Here is a 22,591-nt window from a genome sequence, read left to right as displayed (position 1 = left end):
GGACAGGCTAGAGCCATCAGCCGGAACAAGGCTCCGCAAGAGAGCCGTCCGCATATTTGACAATGGAGGAAACCTTTTATGACGACGACGTTCGCGCGCCGCTCCGCGGCCCTTCTGGCCTGTGTCGCCTTCAGCTTTGCCACATCCGCCTTCGCCCAGGACAAGACGGTCAAGATTGGCGTGCTCAACGACATGTCGAGCCTTTATGCCGATATCGGCGGCCCGAACTCCGTGGTCGCGATCAAGATGGCGGTCGAGGATTCCGGCCTGCTCAAGAAGGGCTGGAAGATCGAGGTTTTGAGCGGAGATCACCAGAACAAGCCTGACGTCGGCGTCAATATCGCCAGGCAGTGGATCGACAACGAGAAGGTCGACGCGATTGCGGACACGCCGAGCTCGGGCGTAGCGCTCGCGGTGAGCAATCTCGTCAAGGAGAAGAACGCGGTGCTGCTCAATTCGGGCGCGGCCACGGCAGACCTCACCGGCAAGGCCTGCACGCCCAACACCATCTCCTATACCTACGACACCTACATGCTGGCCAACGGCACCGGCAAGGCGCTGACCAAGGCCGGCGGCGACAGCTGGTTCTTCCTGACCGCCGACTACGCGTTCGGTCACGCCCTGGAGCGCGACACCAGCGCCGTGGTCACCGCCAACGGCGGCAAGCTGCTCGGTGGCGTCAAGCACCCGCTCAACACCGCGGACTTCTCCTCCTTCCTGCTTCAGGCGCAATCGTCGAAAGCCAAGATCATCGGCCTCGCCAATGCCGGCGGCGACACCACCAACGCCATCAAGCAGGCCGCCGAGTTCGGCATCGTCCAGGGTGGCCAGAAGCTCGCCGCGCTGCTGCTGTTCATCAACGACGTGCACTCGCTGGGCCTCAAGACCGCGCAGGGCCTGACCTTCACTGAATCGTTCTACTGGGACCTGAACGACAAGACCCGCGAATGGTCCAAGCGCTTCTCGGCGCTGGCCAGCAAGAACGCGATGCCCTCGATGACCCAGGCCGGCAATTACGCGATGGTGCTGCATTATCTCAAGGCGATGGAAGCGCTCGGGGGCAATCCCCATGACGGCGCCAAGGTCGTCGCCAAGATGAAGGAGCTGCCGACTGACGATCCGCTGTTCGGCAACGGACCGCTGCGCGCCGACGGCCGCCGCCTCATCCCGGCCTATCTGTTCGAGGTGAAGAAGCCCGAGGAGTCGAAGGGCCCGTGGGACTATTACAAGCTGGTCGCCACCATCGCGCCTGAAGACGCAGCCAAGCCGCTCAAGGACAGCGACTGCCCGCTGGTGAAGAAGTGACCGCGTAGCGGTTACGCGACGTCACACAGATCATGCCCGGGCTCGTCCCGGGCATTGGCGTTTCGGACTGTCTTCGTCGCCGCCAGCGATCGCGCCGGACTGGCGCAGCGCCCTGCGCTGTCGCCTCGCCGGAGCCGTCGCTCACGACGGCCGCTTGCGCTTGTGCGCGAAAGGATTGGCCTTCTCGCGAAGAGTGATACGCACCGGCGTGCCCGGCAGCTCGAAGGTCTCGCGCATGGAGTTGGTGAGATAGCGCAAGTAGGATTGCGGCACCGCGTCCGCACGCGAGCAGAACAGCACGAAGCTCGGCGGGCGCGCCTTGTTCTGGGTGATGTAGTTCAGCTTCAGCCTGCGGCCGGACACCGCCGGCGGCGGATTGGCCTGGATCGCCTGCTCGAACCAGCGATTGAGCGCGGCCGTCGGCACGCGCCTGTTCCAGACCGCGTAGGCATCCTGGATCGCCTGCATCAGGCGGTCGATGCCCTCGCCCATCAGGCCTGAGACGGCGACGATAGGCACGCCCTTGAGTTGCGGCAGCCAATGGTCGGCATCGCGGCGCAGGCCCGAGATCGCGCCGCCCCCCTTGGTCTCCATCAGGTCCCATTTGTTGACGGCGAGCACGACCGCCCTTCCCTCGCGCTCGATCAGATCGGCGATGCGCAGGTCCTGCTCCTCGAAGCGGTTCTGCGTGTCCATCATCAGCACGACGACCTCGGCAAAGCGCACCGCGCGCAACGCGTCCGCGACCGAAAGCTTCTCCAGTTTCTCCTCGATCCGCGAGCGCCGACGCAGGCCTGCCGTGTCGAAGACGCGAAAATCGCGGCCCTTCCAGTGGATCTCGACCGCGATGGAATCGCGCGTGGTGCCGGCTTCCGGGCTGGTCAGCAGACGCTCCTCGCCGAGCAGATGATTGATCAGCGTCGATTTGCCGGCGTTGGGCCGACCGACGATGGCAACCCGGATCGGACGCGTCGCGGCCTCCTCCTCCGAGATCGGCGCATCCTCCTCGCCCTCGTCCTCGTCCTCGTCGAGGGGCTCCGGCATCAGCTTGGCTAGTGCGTCATAGAGCTCGCCCATGCCCTCGCCATGCTCGGCGGATATCTGGATGGGATCGCCGAGGCCGAGCGCAAAGGCCTCCATCGCGCCGGCATCGCCATGCTTGCCCTCGCTCTTGTTGGCGATCAGCAGCACCGGCTTGTTGGCCTTGCGGGCGAAATCGGCGAAGGCGCGATCGGTGGGCGTGAGGCCGATGCGGGCATCGATGACGAAGAACAGCGCGTCGGCCTGCGCGATCGCAGTCTCGGTCTGCTCCTGCATGCGCGCGGTCAGCGAGCCCTTGGCGCCCTCGTCGAGGCCGGCCGTATCGATGATCGTGAACTGGAGGTCGCCGAGCCTGGCCTCGCCTTCGCGGCGGTCGCGGGTGACGCCCGGCAGGTCATCGACCAGCGCGAGCTTCTGTCCGACCAGGCGGTTGAACAGCGTCGATTTGCCGACATTGGGCCGGCCGATGATGGCGATCGTGAAGGACATCGGTCATTCGTGCGCTGCCGGGGCTGCGCCTGTCAATGCAATGGGAAATATCAGCGCGAGAAGCTGCCGCTCGGCAGCGGCGCCGGGAAGGCGCTCTGGGTTTGCTGCTGCGCGGGTTGGGCGGGCTGCGCCTGCTGGACGGGCTGGTCCGGCGGCGGCGCGGTGGTGCGCCTGCGGACGATCTTGTGCTTGGGCGGCGGAGCGGCCGCCGCCGGCGCGGCCTCGGGCTGGGCTTCGCCGTCGACCTCACCGGCCGGCGCTTCGGCCGGCGCGGCGGCGACCGGCTGTCGCGATTTCGCGGCCTTGGCACCCTTCGCCGGCTTGGCCGGCTCCGGTGGCGGCTCCGCAGGCAAAGCCGCTACGGCAGGCGCGTTCGGATCGGGCTGCTGCTGCGCGCCCTTGTACAGCTCCTTCGGCACGCCCTGCTCGAGGCCTGGCACGCCCTCCGGGAACACCGGCTTGCGGTCGCCCGGCAGCTTCTTCTTGGTGTCGAGGAAGTCGAGCATGTCGCTTGGATCGAAGCTGGAGCAGCCGCCCAGCACGCCGGTGAAGGCGATGAGGACGGCGGCTGCGATCAAGCGTGGCGTGCGGCGCATCTTGTGTCTCGTCTCAAGTCAGAGGGCCGTCGTCAGCTGGTCTTGCTCAGCTCTTGGCGACGGGCGGCAGCAGAGCCTGGAGCGCCTCGGCACGCGAGCGCAGGCCGGGCGGCGTTTCGCCGTCTCCGTCAATCGCGTCGAGCCATTTGCGGGCTGCGGTCATGTCGTTGTTGCGCCAGGCCGACAATGCCAGCATCTCGCGGGCGCTGTGGCGGAAGGTCGATTTCGGTGCGGCGGAGGGCTCCAGCCGCTGCTGCATGTCGGCGTAGCTGGCGCTGTCGAGCAGCAGGCCGGCGGCGCGGATCTTCGCCAGATCCTGCCACTCACCGCCAATGCTGCGGTCGGCGGCAATGTCGTCATACATCTTCGCGGCGGCCTTGGGATCGCGGCTCGCGGCCTCGGCGGCAGCGCGCAGCCGCGCCAGGGTTCGATAGCCCGACGGAGCCTTGGCGGCGAGCTCGGTGAAGGCCTTCTCGGCGTCGGCGTGCTTGTCCTGCTCGGACAGCTCGACGGCCTTCTCGAAGGCGGCGCCGGCCTCAGCGGCCTTCTTGGCCTCCAGATATTGGTAGCCGCGCCAGCCACCGACGGCGGCCACGACCAGCACCATCAGGGCGATGAAGTAGATCGAATACTTGTCCCACAGCTTCTTGAGCTGTTCGCGACGTACTTCCTCGTCGACTTCGTTAAATAATTCAGACACTTATGTTAATCCCATGCCCGTCCGGGTGCGCGCGCCAAAGCGTTCGCGTCAGGAATCCCGTCCCCACGTGGCCCGCGGGGTACCCTAACGATATGGCGGTGGCAAGGCAAAGCGAGGCCGATCAAGGCGTTAACCACCCGGGGCAGGCCCGGAGAACCCCGTCCGGCTCAGCTTCCGAGCAGCTCCCGCAGCTGCCGTTTCAGCACTTTGCCATTGGCGTTGCGCGGCAGCGGCTCGGCCGTGATCGCCAAGGTCTCGGGAACCTTGTAGTCGGACAGCCGCTCCGCGCACCAAGCCCGCAAGTCGGTGTCGGCCACCGGCGTGCGTGTCACCACCACGGCGTGGACGCGCTCGCCCAACACGGGGCACGCCTTCGCAATGATCGCGCTCTCGACCACGGCGGGATGCCCTGCCAGCACGGATTCGACCTCGGCCGAATAGATCTTCAGGCCGCCACGGTTGATCATGTCCTTCTGCCGGTCGAACACGCGGACAAACCCCTCCGCGTCGACCGAGCCGAGATCGCCCGAGTGCCAGAACCCGCTGGTGAAGCTTTCGGCCGTGGCTTTGGGGTTATTCCAATAGCCCCTGATGACGGAGGCGCTCTGGATCCAGAGCTCGCCGATCTCGCCAGGAGGAAGCTCCCGCCCGTCCGGTCCCATGGCAATGATGCGCGCGCCCGGACACGGCAGTCCGACGCTGTCGATGTGGCTCGCCGTCAATTCGCCCGGCATGATCGTCGACGGCGACGTCGTCTCGGTCGCGCCGTAGCAGTTCATCAGCTTCAGGCCGGGAATCTTCGCCTTGAGCTTCTCGATGGTCGCGACCGGCATCGGCGCGCCGCCAAAGCCGCCGATGCGCCAGCTCGACAGATCATAGCTGTCGAAATCGGGCTGGAGCAGGCAGAGATTGTACATCGCCGGCACCATCACCGTGTAGGTGACGCGCTCGCGTGCGGCGAGCTTGAGGTAATCGGCCGCCTTGAATTCTGGCATGATGATCAGCGCGCCGCCGCAGCGGATCATTGTCGTGATGTTGGCGACGACGCCGGTGACATGGCCGAGCGGCACCGCGGCGATCGAACGGTCGACGTCCGTCAACTGCAGACAGGACACGAACACCATCGAGGAATGAACGATGTTGCAATGGGCCAGCATCGCGCCCTTCGGCTTGCCTGTCGTCCCCGAGGTGTAGAGGATCATCGCGGTGTCCTCCTCGCCCGTCTCGACCGGCGCCGGCGCCGGCGGGTTGTCGGCGAGCACGGCGAAACGCGACCGAGCCGGATCCTCGTCGACGGCGATGCGATGGATGACATCGGGCACATCCTGCGCATCCGGCAGCCGCTCGGCGAGCGAGGCCTCGTGGATCAGGATCTTTGCGCCGCAATCGGCCAGCACATAGGCGATCTCCGGCTTCTGCTGGCGGGTGCTGAGCAGCACCGTCACCAGGCCCTCATGCGCAGCGGCGAATAGCAGCAGGGGAAATTCGATGCGGTTGCCGAGCAGGATCGCGACACGATCGCCGCGCTGCAATCCGAGCTTGCGAAATCCCGCTGCAATCCGTGCGGCCTGCTCCACGGCCTGCTGCCAGTTCAGGCGGACATTCCCCGCGATCAGCGCTTCACCGCTGGCGTTGCGGGCGCAGGCTTCCGCGATCATCGCCCACAGGCTCGCCGGCCGATCCCGGAAGGCGGGCACGACCCGATCGCCAAAGCGCGCCTCATACCGCATCGGCGGGATCTGCGAATGCGACCAATCCATCGAAGGCCCTCTGCTTGTTGCTCTTACCAGCTTCCGCGCATGGACATCCGGGTCTCGTCTTGTGCTGACCGGCTAGACACCGATGACGGGAACACCGATCACGACCGGATGGAACGCGAACGCAAGCGCCAAATAGGCAACGATGCCGACCGCAACTGCGATCAGATCGTTGGTGATGCCGCCGACCGGAATCGGCGGGCCGCCGGCGTCGGTGCGATGCTTGAGCGAAATACGGTCATACACCGCCCAGCCCAGGAACGAGCCGAACAGGATGATCGAGCCGAGATCGCCGTTGGCGAGCAGGTGCGCGGCGGCCCACAGCTTGATGCCCGCCAGCATCGGATGCTTCAAGGTCGCATAGATGCGGCCGCGCAAGTAAGAGGCCACCACCAGGATGACCGCCGGCAGCATCAATGCGAGCGTAATGTGCTTCATGGCCTTCGGCGGATACCAGACGTCGATCCAGCCCGTGGCGCGATAGTGGGCATAGCCCCAGATGATCATCGCGAGCCCCGCCAGCGAGATGAGCGAATAGAGGATCTTGTAGGATCCCTCGCCGAGCCTTGCGATCGCCTCGGCGCGCATCTCGCGTTTGGTGGTGAACACATGCGCCGCAAAAAACAGCGCAAGCCCCAGGATCATGACCAGCAGACCCACGACATTCTCCCCTTTTGACCAGCGCCCCAGCCTCTGAGGTATCATCGATTGGCTCGCGGTCGCAACTCTTCCTCATGGTGAGGAGGCGCTCAGCGCCGTCTCGAACCATGCAGGCCCGGCTGTGCGACAGCGTCGCCTTTCATCCCTTCGAGACGCGCGCGGTGCGCGCTCCTCAGGATGAGGAGACAGAGCGGTGCTACTTCGCAAGCTCGCGATTGTCGACGTAGCGGATCGCGATCGGCTTGCCCGCCAGCGCGCCGCCAAAGCTGCTGGTGAATTTCAGCGGCAGGCATGCCTTCAACGATGCGTTGATGGCATCGAGATAGGTCGCGCGGGTGTCGGCAGGGACACCCGCGGTCGCAAATGTCATGCGCGGCGGGCCGATCAGACCGCCCGATCGGTTGAGGCTGAACCGCACCGACATCTGCATGCCCGCCCGCGCATGGTCAGCGGGAGGAGGTGACCAACACGAACGCAGCTCGGCGAAGAGGTCGCCGATCGTATCAAGGTCATGATCGGGCCGCCGGTACTTCGCAATGTCGGCTTGCGCAGGAACGCTCTCGACCGTGAGCTGGAGAGTCTCGCCGAATGGAAATGGAATTTCGGTGATGCAAGGTCCCTGAAAAGGCCCGCCGCACGGCTCATACGAGAACGGCTCCTCTTCGAGAGGGCGGCGCCACGCGTCGGCCGATGCCGGCAGGATCGTCACAAGGAGGAGCACAAGGATGAAGCGCCACATGACCACGAAACCACAGGACCCATCCCGACGGAAATCGGCACCGGCCGCCCCGGTATCAAGCCTGCGCTCGTTCACATACGCGTTCAAATCCGCTCTTGAGGTCAGGCCGGGGCATGGCAGCGGAGAGTATGGCTGCACGGCGGAGGGACGTGGCTGCCCTACCCCTTCTTCTTGACGTCCTTGACGTTGCTGAACTCGATGCCCTCGGCGCGCTCCCTGGTGTAGCCGAGATAGAATTCGTTCCGGGCGAGATACACGGGATCGCCGTCGACGTCGTCGGCGATGCTGGAGGTGTTGGCAGCGATGAAGGCATCGAGCTTCTTGCGGTCCTCCGAGGAGACCCAGCGCGCCAGCTGAAATTCGCTGACCTCGAACTCGACCGGCAGCGAATATTCCGCCTCGAGCCGAGCCTTCAGCACGTCGAGCTGGAGCGCACCGACCACACCGACCAGCGCCGGCGCGCCGTCGCGCGGGCGAAACACCTGCACCACGCCCTCCTCCGACATCTGCTGCAGCGCTTCCTTCAGCTTCTTCGCCTTCATCGCGTCGGTGAGACGGACGCGGCGGACGATTTCCGGAGCGAAGCTCGGCACGCCGACGAAGTTGAAATCGTCCCCTTCCGTCAGCGTATCGCCGATGCGCAGCGTGCCGTGGTTGGGAATGCCGACGACGTCGCCGGCGAAGGCTTCGTCCGCCACGGAGCGATCCTGCGCGAAGAAGAATTGCGGGCTCGACAGCGGCATGCTTTTGCCGGTGCGCACGAGCTTCGCCTTCATGCCGCGGCTGAGTTTGCCGGAGCACAGCCGCGCGAAGGCGATGCGGTCGCGGTGGTTCGGATCCATGTTGGCCTGGATCTTGAACACGAAGGCGCTCATGCGCGGATCGGTGGCCTCGACCTTGCGCTGGTCGCTGTCCTGCGCACGCGGCTCGGGCGCGAACTTGCCGAGGCCTTCCAGCAGGTCGCCGACGCCGAAATTGCGCAGCGCGCTGCCGAAATAGACCGGCGTCAGATGGCCTTCGCGGAACGCCTCGAGCTCGAACGGCTTTGACGCCTCCGTGACGAGCTCGAGCTCGTCCTTCACGGCGGAGACGTCGAGATTGGCGTTGAGCTTGGCCAGTTCTTCGATCTCGATCTGCTGCGCCGCACCGGTCTTGGCGCCGCCGCCTTCGAGCAGGCGCACGCCGCCATTGACGACGTCATAGGTGCCGAGGAAGTCGCGGCCGCGACCGACCGGCCAGGTCATCGGCGTGGTGTCGAGCGCCAGCGTCTTCTCGATCTCGTCGAGCAGCTCGAAAACGTCGCGGCTCTCGCGGTCCATCTTGTTGATGAAGGTGATGATCGGAATGTCGCGCAGGCGGCACACCTCGAACAGCTTCCGGGTGCGCGCCTCGATGCCCTTGGCGGCGTCGATCACCATCACCGCGGAATCGACCGCCGTCAGCGTGCGATAGGTGTCTTCCGAGAAGTCCTCGTGGCCCGGCGTGTCCAGCAGGTTGAACACCAGCCCTTCGAACTCGAAGGTCATCACCGAGGTCACGACCGAGATGCCGCGTTCGCGCTCGATCTTCATCCAGTCGGAACGCGTATTGCGCCGCTCGCCCTTGGCCTTGACCTGGCCGGCGAGATTGATGGCGCCGCCGAACAGCAGCAGCTTTTCGGTCAGCGTGGTCTTGCCGGCGTCGGGGTGGGAGATGATCGCGAAGGTCCGCCGCCGCGCCACCTCAGCGGCAAGCGGGGAACGGGCCGGCGATTCGGCTGTGGTGGTGGCGATGTCGGACATGGCGGGAGCGTGTGGCAGGGAAAACGGGCCTGATCAAGCCTCATTTGGTGATTGCGGAGCCATTCGGCCAGCCCCATATCGGCTTTCGGGAAGGACGGCCTTCCGTTTCTCAGCACCTCAGCCGCGGGGACGACCCTGCCTTGAATGGAGGGCCGTCATGGCCTGGAGCATCCTGTTCGTCGCCGGCCTTCTCGAGATCACCTGGGCGATCGGCCTGAAATACACTGAGGGTTTCACCAGGCTTCTGCCGTCGGTGATCACCCTGGCGGCCATGGCCGGCAGCGTGATCCTGCTTGGACTTGCGCTCAAATCGCTCCCGGTCGGAACCGCCTATGCGGTCTGGACCGGCATCGGCGCGGTGGGCACTGCGACGCTCGGCATCGTCCTGTTCGGCGAGCCGGCAACGGCCCTGCGCCTTGCCAGCATCGCCCTGATCGTCGCCGGGATTGCCGGACTGAAGCTCGTCACTTGACGAAGATCTGGACCAGCCACCAGGTCAGCGCCGCGACGATGGCGGAGGCCGGAATCGTGATCACCCAGGCATAGACGATCGAGCTCGCGACGTTCCAGCGGACGGCCGAGACGCGGCGGGCGGCGCCGACGCCGACGATGGCACCGGTGATGGTGTGGGTGGTCGAGACGGGAACTCCGAGATAGGTCGCCATGAACAGGGTCGCGGCGCCCCCCGTCTCGGCGCAAAAGCCCTGCATCGGCGTCAATTTCGTGATGCGCAGGCCCATGGTGCGGACGATGCGCCAACCGCCCATCAGCGTGCCCAGTGCCATTGCCGCCTGGCAGGACAGCACCACCCAGAACGGCACCGAGAACTCGCTGCCGAGATGACCCTGCGAATACAGCAGCACCGCGATGATGCCCATGGTCTTCTGCGCGTCGTTGCCGCCATGGCCGAGCGAATAGAGCGAGGCGGAGGCGAATTGCAGGATCCGGAAGGCACGATCGACCGCGAACGGCGTCGAGCGCACCGAGGCCCACGACACGATCGCCACCAGCATCATCGCCAGCAGGAAGCCGACCAGCGGAGACAGCACGATCGCCAGCACCGTCTTGGACAGGCCGCTCCACACCGCGGCCGAAATCCCCGCCTTGGCCATGCCGCCGCCGACGAGGCCGCCGATCAACGCGTGCGACGACGAGGACGGGATGCCGAGCGCCCAGGTCACGAGGTTCCAGACAATCGCGCCGATGAGCGCTGCGAAGATCACCTGGGCATCGACGACCGCGGGGTCGATGATGCCGGTGCCGATGGTCTGGGCGACGTGCAGTCCGAACACCATGAAGGCGATGAAATTGAAGAAGGCGGCCCAGAACACCGCGAATTGCGGCCGCAGCACGCGGGTCGAGACGATGGTCGCGATCGAATTGGCGGCGTCGTGCAGGCCGTTCAGGAAGTCGAACAGCAGCGCGACGGCGATCAAGCCGACCAGAATGGGAAGACCCAACGCGGCGTCCACGGCGGCCCTGCCCTAAAGTTGGCGCATGATCTGAACGGAAAACCGCTGCACACTTTTCCGGATCATGCGCTAAACCTGCTCGATGACGATGCTGTTGATCTCGTTCGCGACGTCGTCGAAGCGATCGGCCACCTTCTCGAGATGGTCGTAGATCTCGACGCCGACGATGAAGTCCATCGCGTTGCCCTCGCGATGCTTCAGGAACAGCTCCTTCAGGCCGATGTCGTGGAGATCGTCGACCCGGCCCTCCAGCTTGCCGAGCTCTTCGGTGATCGCGGTCAGCATGGCGACGTTCGGGCCGATCGATTGCATCAGCGGCAGCGCACGCCCGACGAGATTGGCGCATTCGATCAGCAGCCCGCCGATCTCGCGCATGGGCGGCTCGAAGCTGCGGACCTCGAACAGCATGACCGCCTTGGCCGTCTGCTGCATCTGGTCGATGGCATCGTCCAGCGACGTGATGAGGTTCTTGATGTCGCCGCGGTCGAACGGGGTGATGAAGGTGCGGCGCACCGCCGTCAGCACCTCACGGGTGATGTTGTCGGCGTCGTTCTCGAACTGGTTGACGCGCTGGCAATAGACCGGCGTCTCCTCGCCCCCATTGAGCATGCCCTGGAGCGCGATCGCGCCCTGGATCACGGTCTGGGCATGCCGGTCGAACAGGTCGAAGAACCGTTCTTCCTTGGGCAGGAACGCTCGAAACCAACGCATCATGGGGATAGGCTACCGGTTGGAAATGGTCAGGCCCGGAGGGCTGTCATGAAACTGTCATAGACCATTTTCGATCCGCGCGCGTGTCATCTCACGCCCACGGAGCCGGGTCATCCACCGCTTTCACACATCAATGTAATTTGTGCGATTCCAAGTGCTTAGAGCGACCGGCGGAAGTAATGCGCGATTTCGCCGATGACGCCGCGGCGGAAGGTGAGCACGCAGATTACGAAGATCGCGCCCTGGATCACCGTCACCCACTGTCCGAAGCCCGCCAGATATTGCTGCATGGCGATGATGACGAAGGCGCCGACCACGGGTCCGAAAATGGTCCCGAGACCACCGACCAGCGTCATCAGCACGACTTCGCCCGACATCGACCAGTGCACGTCGGTAAGCGAGGCGTTCTGCGCCACGAACACTTTCAGCGCACCGGCAAAACCGGCCAGCGTGCCCGACAGGACGAAGGCCAGGAACTTGTACTGGTCGGTGCGGTAGCCGAGCGAGATCGCCCGCGGCTCGTTCTCGCGGATCGCCTTCAGGACTTCGCCGAACGGCGAGTTGATGATGCGGAAGATCAGGAGGAAGCCGGCGAGGAAGCCTGCCAGCACGACGTAATAGAGCACCGTGGGCTTGGAGAGATCGAAGACGCCGAACATGTGCCCCTGCGGGATGCCCTGGATGCCGTCCTCGCCGTGGGTGAATGGGGCCTGGAGATAGATGAAGTACAGGAGCTGCGACAGCGCCAGCGTGATCATCGAGAAATAGATGCCCTGGCGGCGGATCGAGATGTAGCCGGTGATGATCGACAGGACGAACGCCGCGGCGATGCCGACGAGGATGCCGAGCTCCGGCGGCAGCGCCCACACCTTCAGCGCATGCGCGCTGCAATAGCCCGCTGTCCCTAAGAACATCGCGTGGCCAAAGGACAGCAGGCCGCCGTAGCCGATCAGCAGATTGAAGGCGCAGGCGAGCAGCGCAAAGCACAGCGCCTGCATCACGAAGAAGGGATAGACGCCGGTGAACGGCACGGCCGCCAGCAGCAGCGCCATCAGCACGAACATGATCATCTCGTCGCGCATCGCGCGAGGGGTCACCGGCAGAGTGTCGTCCGTCAGGGTTGTCATCTCAGGCGGCCCTTCCCGTCAATCCCGTTGGCTTCACCAAGAGCACCAGCACCATCAGCACGAACACGACGGTGTTGGAGGCCTCGGGGTAGAAATACTTGGTCAGGCCCTCGATCACGCCGAGCGCGAAGCCGGTGATGATCGAGCCCATGATCGAACCCATGCCGCCGATCACGACCACCGCGAACACCACGATGATGAGGTCGGCGCCCATCAGCGGCCGCACCTGGTTGATCGGCGCCGACAGCACGCCGGCGAGTGCCGCAAGGCCGACGCCGAGACCGTAGGTCAGCGTGATCATGCGCGGCACGTTGATGCCGAAGGCGCGCACCAGCGTCGGGTTCTCGGTGGCGGCGCGCAGGTAGGCGCCGAGCTGCGTCTTCTCGATCAGGAACCAGGTCGCAAGGCACACGACGAGGGAGAACACGACGACCCAGCCGCGATAGATCGGCAGGAACATGAAGCCGAGATTCATGCCGCCCTTGAGCTGGTCCGGAATGGCATAAGGCAGGCCGGAGGAGCCGAAATAGTTCTGGAACACGCCCTGGACGATCAGCGCGATGCCGAATGTCAGCAGCAGGCCGTAGAGGTGATCGAGCCCCGTCAGCCATTGCAGCATGGTCCGTTCCAGGATCATGCCGAAGATGCCGACGATGATGGGCGCGAGCAGCAACGCCCACCAGTAGCTGATCCCGCCGAGGTTCAGCAGGAAATAGGCGACGAAGGCGCCCATCATGTAGAGCGCGCCATGGGCGAAGTTGATGATGTTGAGCATGCCGAAGATCACGGCAAGCCCGAGACTGAGCAGCGCGTAGAACGAGCCGTTGATCAGTCCCACCAGTAGCTGAGCGTATAGAGCCTGCATCGATCCCGCACCCGGTCCCTTCGGCGTTCCTTGAAAGTCGCCCGCGGGCCTCAAGGCCTGCGGGCCGTTATCTTACTTCTTCAACAGCGCGCATTTGCTCGCGGACAATGGCGTGAAAGCCTGGTCGCCCGGCACCGTGCCCACCAGCTTGTAGAAGTCCCATGGCCCCTTGGACTCCGAGGGCTTCTTCACCTCGAACAGATAGGCGTCGTGGATGGTGCGGCCGTTGGGCTGGATCTCGCCCTTGCCGAACAGATCGTCCTCGGTCGGCATCGACTTCATCTTCTCGACGACCTTGACGCCGTCATGCGGGTTGCCGCCGAGCGCTTCGAGGGCCTTGAGATAGTGGCGCACGCCGGCATAAACCCCCGCCTGCACCATCGTGGGTGGCGCGTTGTTCTTCATCTTCTCGGCGAAGCGCTTGGAGAACGCCCGGGTCTTGTCGTTCATGTCCCAGTAGAACGTCTCGGTGAAATTGAGTCCCTGCGCCGTCTCGAGGCCGATCGCCTTGACGTCGGTGAGGAAGAGCAGGAGGGCCGCGAGCTTCTGGCCGCCCTTGACGATGCCGAACTCGGCCGCCTGCTTGATCGTGTTGGTGGTGTCGCCACCGGCGTTGGCAAGGCCGATGATCTTGGCCTTGGAGGCCTGCGCCTGGAGCAGGAAGGACGAGAAGTCCGGCGTGTTGAGCGGATGCTTGACGCCGCCGATCACCTTGCCGCCGTTGGCCGTGACCACCGCCGTGGTGTCGCGCTCGAGAGCAGCACCGAAGGCATAGTCCGCGGTCAGGAAGAACCAGGTGTCGCCACCTGCCTTCACCAGCGCCTGGCCGGTCGTGTGCGCCAGCATGTAGGTGTCGTAGGTCCAGTGCACGGTGTTGGGCGAGCACTGCGCGTTGGTGAGATCGGAGGTCGCCGCACCCGAATTGATGTAGACGCCGTTCTTCTCCTTGATGACGTTGTTGACGGCGAGCGCCACGCCGGAATTCGGCACGTCGACGATGACATCGATCTTGTCGACGTCGAACCACTGCCGCGCGATCGCGGTGCCGATGTCCGGCTTGTTCTGGTGATCGCCGGAGATGATGTCGATCTTCCAGCCCTTCGCAGCCAGGCCGGAATCCTCGACGGCCATCTGCGCGGCAAGCGTCGAGCCGGGGCCGCCGAGATCGGCGTAGAGCCCGGACTGATCGGACAGCGCGCCGATCTTGACCGTCTTGTCCTGCGCCGACGCGAGGCCTGTTGCGGCGAAGGTGAGCGCGGTGGTCAGCAGCAATGACGCAATCGACCTGGTCTTCATGCAACTTTCCTTTTTGAATTTTCTCGTTGGCAGTTCTTCAACTCGAGCACGATCTGTTCGGAAAACCGCTACGCACTTTGCGCTGACGCGGCCCTCCGCATCCCGATCATGCTCTAGACGCCCAAATAGTTGTGGAGCTTGTCCATGTTGGCGGCAAGCTCCGCGTTGGAGAATCCGTCAATGATCTTGCCGTGCTCGACCACGTAGTAGCGGTCGGCGACGGTGGATGCGAAGCGGAAGTTCTGCTCGACCAGGAGGATCGTGAACCCCTCCTTCTTGAGCCGCGCGATGGTGTGACCGATCTGCTGGATGATGACGGGCGCGAGGCCCTCGGTCGGCTCGTCCAGCATCAGGAAGCTCGCGCCGGTGCGCAGGATGCGCGCGATCGCGAGCATCTGCTGCTCGCCGCCCGACAGCTTGGTGCCCTGGCTGTTCAGCCGCTCCTTCAGGTTCGGAAACAGATCGAAGATCTGGTCGAGCGGCAGTCCGCCCTCGCGGACGACCGGCGGCAACATCAAATTCTCCCGCACGTCGAGGCTGGCGAATATGCCCCGCTCTTCCGGGCAGAACGCGATGCCCATGCGTGCGATCCTGTCGGAGGTCGCGCGAATGATCTCCTGGTTGTTGAACTTCACCGAACCGGAGCGCTTGCCGATGATGCCCATGATCGACTTCAGCGTGGTCGTCTTGCCGGCGCCGTTGCGCCCGAGCAAGGTGACGACCTCGCCCGCGTTCACGTCGAAGTTGATCCCGTGCAGGATGTGGGACTCGCCGTACCAGGCTTCGAGGTTGCGGACTTGAAGGATGTTTCCGCCGCTCGCAGCCCTGGCCGGAGCCTCGGCGATCGCAGTGTCAGGCATGACCGGCTCCCAGATAGGCTTCCTTGACGCGCTCGTCCTTGGTGAGCTCGGAGTAATGACCCTGCGCGAGCACCTGCCCGCGCGTCAGCACGGTGATGATGTCGGAGAGATTGGCCACGACGCTCAAATTATGCTCGACCATGAGGATGGTGTATTTCGCCGAGATACGCTTGATCAGCGCCGCGATCTTGTCGATGTCCTCGTGGCCCATGCCGGCCATCGGCTCGTCGAGCAGCATCATCTCTGGGTCGAGCGCGAGCGTGGTTGCAATCTCAAGTGCGCGTTTGCGCCCGTAGGGCATTTCGACCGCGGGCGTGTTCGCAAACTCGCTGAGGCCGACATCGTTCAGCAGCTCGCGCGCGCGATCGTTGAAGCGATTGAGCACGGACTTGGAACGCCAGAAATCGAACGAAGAGCCGTGCTGGCGCTGCAGCGCGACACGGACGTTTTCCAGCGCGGTGAGATGCGGAAATACCGCCGAAATCTGGAATGAACGCACAAGACCCAAGCGGGCCACGTCGGCCGGCGCCATCGCCGTGATGTCCTGCCCCTTGTAGAGGATCTTTCCGGCCGACGGTTTGAGGAACTTGGTCAAAAGATTGAAGCAGGTCGTCTTGCCGGCCCCGTTCGGGCCGATCAACGCATGAATGCTCCCACGGCGAACCTTGAGCGCAACGTCGCGGACGGCGAAGAAGCCCGCAAACTCCTTGGTCAAGCCTTCCGTTTCGAGAATGAACTCATCGGCCAAACAGATTTCCCCCTGCCCGCGAGGCGCGTGGCTGTCCTTGTTGCTTCGGCTGTCCGGAGGACTTGCAGCCCACCCGGGGCGCCGCCTCCGGGCGCGGAATATGCCGGAGGTGACGGGGGTTAGGCAAGGCGGAAAGCTGAGCAGATCAGGCCTCCGGCTGGGATACAAATGCTCCCTTAGTCGGAGACGTCTCGATGTCGTGCCTGCCCGGCCTCCCGGTTCGCAAGGCACCGGTCATCAAGCCGTCGTTAACGGTCTTTCGTTCCGTACGCCAGCCTTCATCAAAAATTTTCCCACAAGCGGGATCATGCATGCCTCTTCACGTGCGGAGAATATTGCTTTGGATTTTGCAGGCGCCGCTCCCTCCGTCGTCAAGTCGATCCGGCAACGCGACCTCCTGAACACGTGGCTGCGACTTTATGCACGCCAGCAGATCGCGCCGGCGATCTGGGAGTATCAGCCCGCGCGACTCGAGGAGGAGCTCTCGGATCTCATCTACTATACGGTGGAATTTTCGACGCCGAAGCCCCGCCTCATCATCCAGAGCGAGGGCACACGCATCTCGCACGCCTATGGACATACCGGCAAGGGCGTTCCGCTGGACGACTATATCGGGCCGCAACTCGCGCCGCTCGTGATGCCGATCTACCATGAATGCGTGGCACGTGGGCTGCCCGTCTACAGCGTTGCCAACGTCGAGGACATCTACGGGCGCATGGTCGCCTATGAACGGCTGCTGCTGCCCTTCCAGACCGACGGCAAGGTCTGTCACGTCATCGCCTCGATCAAGACGTTCTGCGAGGACGGCGGCTTCGAGATCAAGAATCTGATGCGCGGAAATGACGCGCTGCCGCGTCCAAAGATGCGCGCCGTGATCGATCGCGAGCTGTTTCATCGCGCCCCGGGCCGCATCGCGTCCGCCGAGACGGTCGAGTTCTGCGACCAGCAGGGTCCCGACATCACCGCCGAGATCATCGAGCTGAACTAGCGGTCAGCGCGCTTTGCCGCCGACCTCCTTTGCATAGACATCCGGCTTGAAGCCGACCAGCAGCTTGCCGCCCATTTCCAGCACCGGCCGCTTGATCATCGATGGTTGCGCTAGCATCAACGCCAACGCCTTTTTCTCACTGAGGCATACCTTGTCGGAGTCGGGGAGCTTCTTGAAGGTCGTCCCGGCGCGATTGAGCAGCGTCTCCCACCCGACCTTGTCGCTCCACTGCTTGAGCTTGTCCTTCTCCACGCCCGCCGCCTTGTAGTCGTGAAACTCGTAAGGCACGTCATGGGCATCGAGCCAGGCACGGGCCTTCTTCATGGTGTCGCAGTTCTTGATACCGTAGATGATGTTGGGCAAGACGTTCCTCGCGCATGGCGTATCGTGCTGTGCGTGGTGTTGTACGAAACTCCGGCTCGCGCGACAATATTGCGGCCACCCTCTCCGAACGGACATCCCATGCACGTTACCCACGATCCCGCAGCCGCCGCCTCGCCAACCATCGACTTCAACAGCTTCCTCGCGGTCGATGTCCGTGTCGGCACAATCGTCGACGCCAAGCCGTTTCCGGAGGCGCGCAAGCCGGCTTGGCGTCTCTGGATCGATTTCGGACCCGCCATCGGCGTGCGCAAGAGCTCGGCCCAGATCACCGAAAATCACCCACTCGAAACCCTCGTGGGGCAACAGGTTGCGGCCGTCGTCAATTTCCCGCCGCGCCAGATCGGCCCAGTCGTCTCCGAGGTGCTGACGCTCGGCTTTCCCGACGCAAACGGCAAGGTCGTGCTGGTGCAGCCGAGCAAGCCTGTGCCAAACGGCGGACGCCTGTTCTAGGGAAGATCACGGCCGCTTCGGAATGTTCAGCCCGCGCTGTACCGCCGGACGCGCCAGCCCGCGTTCGAGCCAGCTACCGACCGCCTTGAACTGGCCGAAATCCACGAGATCGCCGGCGCCGTAGAATCCAATGAGATTCCGCACCCAGCCGAGCATGGAGATGTCGGCGATGGTGTAGTCGTCATCCATGAACCACTGCCGGCCGGAAAGGTGCATCTCCATCACGCCGAGCAGGCGTTTGGACTCATTGACGTAACGTTCGAGGGGCCGCTTGTCCTCGAAATCCTTGCCGGCGAATTTGTGAAAGAAGCCGACCTGGCCGAACATCGGCCCGATGCCGCCCATCTGAAAGTGCACCCACTGGATGGTCTGGTAGCGCCGCGCAGCATCCTCGGGCAGGAGCTTGCCGGTCTTCTCCGCAAGGTATTGCAGGATCGCTCCGGACTCGAACAGCGGCAGCGGCCTGCCCCCGGGACCGTTGGGATCGAGGATCGCGGGGATCTTGCCGTTCGGATTGAGCGACAGAAACTCCGGTGTCTTCTGATCGTCCTTGCCGAAATCGACCAGATGGACTTCGTAGGGGAGTCCGATCTCCTCCAGCATGATCGAGACCTTGACGCCGTTCGGCGTGGGCAAGGAATAGAGCTGAAGCAGTTCGGGATGTTTCGCCGGCCAACGTTTGGTGATGGGAAAGGCGGACAGATCGGACATCGGGACCTTTGGTGCATGGACTGAGGCATGCTCAATCTAGGCGAGGCGCCGTGCGGCGCAAGTCACACTTCGTCCCGGCTAACCTGTGCCTATGGCGGCAGCGTTGCCACCACCACGGTCGGGGTCGTTGCTTCATGCTGGAGTCGATACTCGATGAACCATTCCCCCGTGATCAACAGCAGGGCCGTAAAGGCGATCGTCAGCATCGCGGTCGCCAATTGGCGCACGTCGTACATGGCATTTTGTCCCTCGACAGCCCTTGGCGTAAAACGTCGGCTCAAGCGCCACGTTCCGAAGTGACACGAAAATGTTGCTATTTTTTCCCGTATTTTGCTGCGAGGCCTTCGCGCTGTTCCGGCATCCCGCACAGGGACCAATGGCGTCCTCGAGCGTTGTTGCTGGATGAACATCGAAAAACGCGCCCTGCTCGATCACGCCGAACGCTGTCGCCGCGTAGCGAACGAGCTCGCTCACAGCGAAGCCGCGCAACGGCTGCGAGCGATGGCCGACGAGTACCAAGCGAGAGCAACAAGACTGGACGACGAGGACGTCTCCTCGAATCCCGGCCGCAATGGTCACGGCCACTTCGAAGACAATGGCGATCGGGAGGACTGACTTCAAAAATTGATCTCCATTCGCAAGCCGCGCGGATCGAACTCCTCGCCACCAACGCGCTGTGTGCTGTCACGTGCCGCGACCGCGCAGGCACAGGCGTCGATGAGATCTTCGCGGCCGATACCCGTGCCGTGGCGTTGCGTCAGCCATTTCTGCAGGCGCGTGAAACCGCGTTGCGCCAGCAGCGCTATGCGCTGCTCGCGGCCCTGCGCCGACGTCTTCCTTGCGAGACGCACTCGCCCTGCGAGATTCCAGAAGATCAGCTCCGGATGCGCTTCGCCGATCGACACCTGCCGCGTCGGCGTCATGGCTTCGTCGACCTCTCTCATCTTGTCCCGGATGTTCCAGAGCTGCGCCGATACTCCCCTGCCCTTGCTTTCATGCGTCCAGTAGAAGCGGTTGGCCGCCGACATATCGCGAAAGCTCCAGAGGTCTCTCCGCGCGCCAAGAAACACGGCAGGGCCGATCAGCTCGCGCGCACGCAGATCGCACGCGCGATAGCCGCCTGGATTCAAGCCGATCGGCATGTCGATCATCGCACGCACATGCGGCAGCGCGAGCAGGCGCGTCAGGCCCGGCGAGTAATCGAAGCCATGATCGCCACGCTCATCGATCCAGGCAGCGACCCAACCGAAGCGAAATCCGTCGAGACCGAGATAGGTTGGCACGACAGGCATCCGTGTCTTGTCGTCAATGTCCTGCAATTTCCACACGCGCCTTGCTTGACATCCGCAAGTTGCGGGCGTATGTCCCGCGCCCTCGCAAGCACTTCCGCTTGCGACAGACACCATGAACCGAGCGATGTCATACCGCTACGAAAGAATTGTCCGCATATCGAATGGCCTACGGCCAGTCGATTTTGCATGCCCGGCTCATGGGAGCGATCTTGCCTGACCGCAAGATCGACCGTCCGCTTCTCACGGACCCTCCCGAGCCTGCCGCTCCGGAGGGTTTTTTGTTGCCCGCCGCGCGGCCCAACCGAACATCCCGGCGAGGGCCGGAACGAGAGACCCGGATCTCGGGGCTCGCGCTGGAGAGGCGCGCGCCCAGGTGCGCGGGGCCTGCCGGAGGGAACGAGGCGATGAGCCGGACACCGATGGCAGAGCGAACCCAAAAGGGTTCGCATCATGCGGCGCGTCGACAGCGCCGCAATCGAATTTTTTGTAACTCGGTTTGCCGTGAGAGATCGCGGCTCAACCGACGCTGGTGGTGAAGATGTCGGATACTTCTCCACCCGGCAAAGCGGGTATGCCTCCCGCCTTTGACACACGCACCGGGATGCGGCCTCGGAAAAGGTACGCACGCGGCCCGGCACGGGATCCGTCCGCAAGGAGGGCGACTGTGTTGTCGTCACTGAAAGCCGATATCGCCCGTTCCCCAGCGCACCCATCAAAGGCGGACGCGAAAGCATCGGCCTGGCGGTGGTGAAGATGTCTGTTACTTCGGTAGAGCGCCGTCCCGGCTTGCCGGGACGGAGGTCGTGGGTTCGAATCTCGCCGGCTGAAATGCCGTAGCAGTTCTTGCTCTTCGGAGCGGCAACAGCATCGCCCGTTCCCCGCCAACCCCATCACGATCCGTGGTGAAGATTCCTGTTACTTCGCCTGCAACGCGAGAGGTCGCGGGTTCGAATCCCGCCCGGTGTCCCATGCACCGGTAGCTCAGAGGATAGAGCGCTTTCCGGCGAGCTTCGGCTCGTCGGGTACAGCAATCGCCCGTTCCCGGATCGTGTCCCTTAGCCACCGCCGGTGGTGAAGAGCGCTGTTACTTCGGTGTCGGAGGTTCGAACCCTCCCGGACGCAAGTCCGTAGCTCAGTGGGTAGAGCACGAACAGCCTCGCTTGTTCCCCGGCCCCCTTTTCATTCGCCCATCAACCCAAGAGGAGGCCGTCATGGTCAGGCTCAACAAGATCGCTCGTGCCTTCACGCGGGAGGGCGCGCGCGCAATCCGCTTCACGCCCGAGATGGAGCTGAAGCGCGCACTGATGAACTGCCTCCTGTGGGAGAACCAGTTCTACGAGGACGGCGTCGCCATCGCCGACCGCATCAAGGCACTCGTGCCCAAGGTCGCGCCCGCGCGCGTCGCGCAGCTTGCGATCGAGGCGCGCGAGGTGATGAAGCTGCGGCACGCGCCGCTGCTCGTCATCCGCGAGATGGCGCGCAGCGAGAAGCACCGCACCCTCGTCGCCGACACGCTCGCCCGCGTGATCCAGCGGCCCGACGAGATGACAGAGCTGCTCGCGATCTACTGGGCGGATGCGCTGGGGCCCCAGCAGCAGCGCAAGCGTCAGCCGATCTCCGCGCAGGTCAAGAAGGGTCTTGCCCGCGCGCTGACCAAGTTCGACGCCTATCAGCTCGCCAAGTGGGACCGCGACGGCTCGGTGCGGATCAGGGACGTGCTGTTCCTGGTGCACGCCAAGCCCAGGGATGCCGAGCAGGAGAAGGTGTGGAAGCAGCTCATCGACGGTGAACTGCCTTCTCCCGACACCTGGGAGGTTTCGCTCTCGGCCGGCAAGAGCAAGCGCGAGACCTTCGAGCGGCTGATCGCGGAGCGGAAGCTCGGCGGCCTGGCGCTGCTGCGCAATCTGCGGCTGATGCAGAACGCGCAGGTCTCGCGCGAGACCATCGCAGGCGCGCTCAAGGCGATGCGGACGGATCGTATCCTGCCCTATCGCTTCATCACGGCGGCGCGCTATGCACCGGACTTCGAGCCCGAGCTCGAGGCTGCGATGCTCAAGTCGGTCAAGGACCATGTGCGGCTTCCGGGCCTGACGCGGCTCCTGATCGACGTGTCCGGCTCGATGTTCACGCCCCTCTCCGCGCAGTCGGAAATGACGCGTGCAGAGGCGGCGTGTGGTCTTGCCATCCTCGTGCGCGAGATCTGCGACGAGGTCGAGATCTTCACCTTCAGCAATGAGGTCGTGAAGGTCCCGCCCCGCCGCGGCTTCGCGCTGCGGGATGCGATCATCAACTCGCAGCCGCATGGCGGCACGTATCTCGGCAAGGCGGTGACGGAGATCGACGGCAAGGGCGATCGCCTGATCGTCTTCACCGACGAGCAGAGCCACGATCAGGTGCCCGAGCCCAAGGCGCGCGGCACCATGGTCAACGTGGCCTCGTATCAGCATGGTGTCGGTCACGGCGCCTGGACCCGCGTCAACGGCTTCTCCGAGGCCGTGGTCGCGTGGATCGCAGCGTCCGAGACGGCGTTGAACTGATGCGCGACGACAACGGCCCCGGACGCGAGACGCGCCCGGGGCCAGCGAAATCTCTGAAACGATCCGCCCCCCCGTTATGGTG

24 protein-coding genes are annotated in these 22,591 nt (G+C 64.1%); 6 read left to right on the top strand and 18 right to left on the bottom strand.

What is annotated here, in order from left to right:
- Positions 1 to 78: 78 nt before the first annotated feature.
- The gene (locus ABIG06_RS28365; protein ID WP_124158862.1) at positions 79 to 1,305 is read left to right on the top strand and encodes an ABC transporter substrate-binding protein; all 1,227 of its coding nucleotides are present in this window, start codon (positions 79 to 81) and stop codon (positions 1,303 to 1,305) included.
- Positions 1,306 to 1,446: 141 nt separating this feature from the next.
- Here ABIG06_RS28365 and der read toward each other — a convergent pair whose 3' ends face one another.
- The 7 genes from der to ABIG06_RS28330 all read right to left on the bottom strand — a co-directional run bounded on the left by der (position 1,447) and on the right by ABIG06_RS28330 (position 9,068).
- Entirely contained in the window at positions 1,447 to 2,835 is a 1,389-nt protein-coding gene (der, locus tag ABIG06_RS28360; RefSeq protein ID WP_370139422.1) for a ribosome biogenesis GTPase Der, read from the bottom strand.
- A 50-nt stretch (positions 2,836 to 2,885) separates the two neighbouring features.
- Positions 2,886 to 3,431, bottom strand: a complete 546-nt coding sequence (locus ABIG06_RS28355; RefSeq protein ID WP_370139421.1) for a hypothetical protein — start codon at positions 3,429 to 3,431, stop codon at positions 2,886 to 2,888.
- A 46-nt stretch (positions 3,432 to 3,477) separates the two neighbouring features.
- A complete protein-coding gene (locus ABIG06_RS28350; protein ID WP_370139420.1) occupies positions 3,478 to 4,131 on the bottom strand; it encodes a tetratricopeptide repeat protein in 654 nt (217 codons plus the stop codon).
- Positions 4,132 to 4,298: 167 nt separating this feature from the next.
- Positions 4,299 to 5,891 (bottom strand): class I adenylate-forming enzyme family protein, encoded by a 1,593-nt coding sequence (locus tag ABIG06_RS28345; RefSeq protein WP_370139419.1) that lies wholly within the window; start codon positions 5,889 to 5,891, stop codon positions 4,299 to 4,301.
- 72 nt (positions 5,892 to 5,963) lie between these two features.
- The gene (locus tag ABIG06_RS28340) at positions 5,964 to 6,548 is read right to left on the bottom strand and encodes an NnrU family protein (protein ID WP_124158857.1); all 585 of its coding nucleotides are present in this window, start codon (positions 6,546 to 6,548) and stop codon (positions 5,964 to 5,966) included.
- Positions 6,549 to 6,744: 196 nt separating this feature from the next.
- Positions 6,745 to 7,287, bottom strand: a complete 543-nt coding sequence (locus tag ABIG06_RS28335; protein ID WP_124158856.1) for a hypothetical protein — start codon at positions 7,285 to 7,287, stop codon at positions 6,745 to 6,747.
- A gap of 158 nt (positions 7,288 to 7,445) precedes the next feature.
- The gene (locus ABIG06_RS28330; RefSeq protein ID WP_370139418.1) at positions 7,446 to 9,068 is read right to left on the bottom strand and encodes a peptide chain release factor 3; all 1,623 of its coding nucleotides are present in this window, start codon (positions 9,066 to 9,068) and stop codon (positions 7,446 to 7,448) included.
- A 157-nt stretch (positions 9,069 to 9,225) separates the two neighbouring features.
- Here ABIG06_RS28330 and sugE point away from each other — a divergent pair, with 157 nt between their 5' ends.
- Complete coding sequence (gene sugE / locus ABIG06_RS28325; RefSeq protein WP_124158854.1) at positions 9,226 to 9,540, top strand: quaternary ammonium compound efflux SMR transporter SugE; 315 nt, start codon at positions 9,226 to 9,228, stop codon at positions 9,538 to 9,540.
- On the opposite strand, the gene ABIG06_RS28320 is transcribed toward sugE, so the two are convergent.
- From ABIG06_RS28320 to ABIG06_RS28290, 7 genes are all read right to left on the bottom strand, one after another.
- Positions 9,533 to 10,540 (bottom strand): inorganic phosphate transporter, encoded by a 1,008-nt coding sequence (locus tag ABIG06_RS28320; RefSeq protein ID WP_370139417.1) that lies wholly within the window; start codon positions 10,538 to 10,540, stop codon positions 9,533 to 9,535. The two genes, sugE and ABIG06_RS28320, sit on opposite strands and share 8 nt — an antisense overlap.
- Positions 10,541 to 10,609: 69 nt before the next feature.
- Positions 10,610 to 11,254 carry a DUF47 domain-containing protein gene (locus ABIG06_RS28315; protein WP_124158852.1) on the bottom strand — a complete coding sequence of 215 codons (645 nt, stop codon included), beginning with the start codon at positions 11,252 to 11,254 and terminating at the stop codon, positions 10,610 to 10,612.
- A gap of 155 nt (positions 11,255 to 11,409) precedes the next feature.
- A complete protein-coding gene (locus ABIG06_RS28310) occupies positions 11,410 to 12,378 on the bottom strand; it encodes a branched-chain amino acid ABC transporter permease (protein WP_424578449.1) in 969 nt (322 codons plus the stop codon).
- A 1-nt stretch (position 12,379) separates the two neighbouring features.
- Positions 12,380 to 13,243 (bottom strand): branched-chain amino acid ABC transporter permease, encoded by an 864-nt coding sequence (locus ABIG06_RS28305; RefSeq protein ID WP_124158850.1) that lies wholly within the window; start codon positions 13,241 to 13,243, stop codon positions 12,380 to 12,382.
- Between the two features lie 72 nt (positions 13,244 to 13,315).
- Positions 13,316 to 14,539: an ABC transporter substrate-binding protein gene (locus ABIG06_RS28300; protein WP_370139415.1), complete on the bottom strand. Its 1,224-nt coding sequence runs from the start codon at positions 14,537 to 14,539 to the stop codon at positions 13,316 to 13,318.
- A gap of 113 nt (positions 14,540 to 14,652) precedes the next feature.
- Entirely contained in the window at positions 14,653 to 15,399 is a 747-nt protein-coding gene (locus ABIG06_RS28295; RefSeq protein ID WP_370139414.1) for an ABC transporter ATP-binding protein, read from the bottom strand.
- Positions 15,392 to 16,147 (bottom strand): ABC transporter ATP-binding protein, encoded by a 756-nt coding sequence (locus tag ABIG06_RS28290; protein ID WP_014495850.1) that lies wholly within the window; start codon positions 16,145 to 16,147, stop codon positions 15,392 to 15,394. The genes ABIG06_RS28295 and ABIG06_RS28290 overlap by 8 nt, the downstream gene beginning before the upstream one ends.
- Before the next feature lie 307 nt (positions 16,148 to 16,454).
- Between ABIG06_RS28290 and ABIG06_RS28285 the strand changes: the two genes are divergently transcribed.
- Positions 16,455 to 17,135 carry a hypothetical protein gene (locus tag ABIG06_RS28285; RefSeq protein WP_370139413.1) on the top strand — a complete coding sequence of 227 codons (681 nt, stop codon included), beginning with the start codon at positions 16,455 to 16,457 and terminating at the stop codon, positions 17,133 to 17,135.
- Between the two features lie 3 nt (positions 17,136 to 17,138).
- Here the strand turns inward: ABIG06_RS28285 and ABIG06_RS28280 are convergent, their stop codons facing one another.
- Positions 17,139 to 17,498 carry an ArsC family reductase gene (locus ABIG06_RS28280; RefSeq protein ID WP_370139412.1) on the bottom strand — a complete coding sequence of 120 codons (360 nt, stop codon included), beginning with the start codon at positions 17,496 to 17,498 and terminating at the stop codon, positions 17,139 to 17,141.
- A 99-nt stretch (positions 17,499 to 17,597) separates the two neighbouring features.
- Between ABIG06_RS28280 and ABIG06_RS28275 the strand changes: the two genes are divergently transcribed.
- Complete coding sequence (locus tag ABIG06_RS28275) at positions 17,598 to 17,969, top strand: tRNA-binding protein (RefSeq protein ID WP_124158846.1); 372 nt, start codon at positions 17,598 to 17,600, stop codon at positions 17,967 to 17,969.
- Between the two features lie 6 nt (positions 17,970 to 17,975).
- Here ABIG06_RS28275 and ABIG06_RS28270 read toward each other — a convergent pair whose 3' ends face one another.
- Together ABIG06_RS28270 and ABIG06_RS28265 are read right to left on the bottom strand one after the other, a co-directional pair.
- Complete coding sequence (locus tag ABIG06_RS28270; protein WP_370139411.1) at positions 17,976 to 18,680, bottom strand: glutathione S-transferase family protein; 705 nt, start codon at positions 18,678 to 18,680, stop codon at positions 17,976 to 17,978.
- An 89-nt stretch (positions 18,681 to 18,769) separates the two neighbouring features.
- Positions 18,770 to 18,916 (bottom strand): hypothetical protein, encoded by a 147-nt coding sequence (locus ABIG06_RS28265; protein WP_370139410.1) that lies wholly within the window; start codon positions 18,914 to 18,916, stop codon positions 18,770 to 18,772.
- Positions 18,917 to 19,082: 166 nt separating this feature from the next.
- Between ABIG06_RS28265 and ABIG06_RS28260 the strand changes: the two genes are divergently transcribed.
- Positions 19,083 to 19,295 (top strand): hypothetical protein, encoded by a 213-nt coding sequence (locus tag ABIG06_RS28260; protein ID WP_124158844.1) that lies wholly within the window; start codon positions 19,083 to 19,085, stop codon positions 19,293 to 19,295.
- 2 nt (positions 19,296 to 19,297) lie between these two features.
- On the opposite strand, the gene ABIG06_RS28255 is transcribed toward ABIG06_RS28260, so the two are convergent.
- The gene (locus tag ABIG06_RS28255; RefSeq protein WP_370140923.1) at positions 19,298 to 19,963 is read right to left on the bottom strand and encodes a DUF429 domain-containing protein; all 666 of its coding nucleotides are present in this window, start codon (positions 19,961 to 19,963) and stop codon (positions 19,298 to 19,300) included.
- 1,220 nt (positions 19,964 to 21,183) lie between these two features.
- Here ABIG06_RS28255 and ABIG06_RS28250 point away from each other — a divergent pair.
- Complete coding sequence (locus tag ABIG06_RS28250) at positions 21,184 to 22,509, top strand: TROVE domain-containing protein (protein WP_370139409.1); 1,326 nt, start codon at positions 21,184 to 21,186, stop codon at positions 22,507 to 22,509.
- Positions 22,510 to 22,591 lie beyond the last annotated feature (82 nt).

The sequence above is a fragment of the Bradyrhizobium sp. USDA 326 genome (assembly GCF_049739485.1).
In the GTDB taxonomy this organism is placed as follows: domain Bacteria; phylum Pseudomonadota; class Alphaproteobacteria; order Rhizobiales; family Xanthobacteraceae; genus Bradyrhizobium.
The sequence above is the reverse complement of the archived record's forward strand: the minus strand, read 5'-3'. Positions and strand labels throughout refer to the sequence as shown.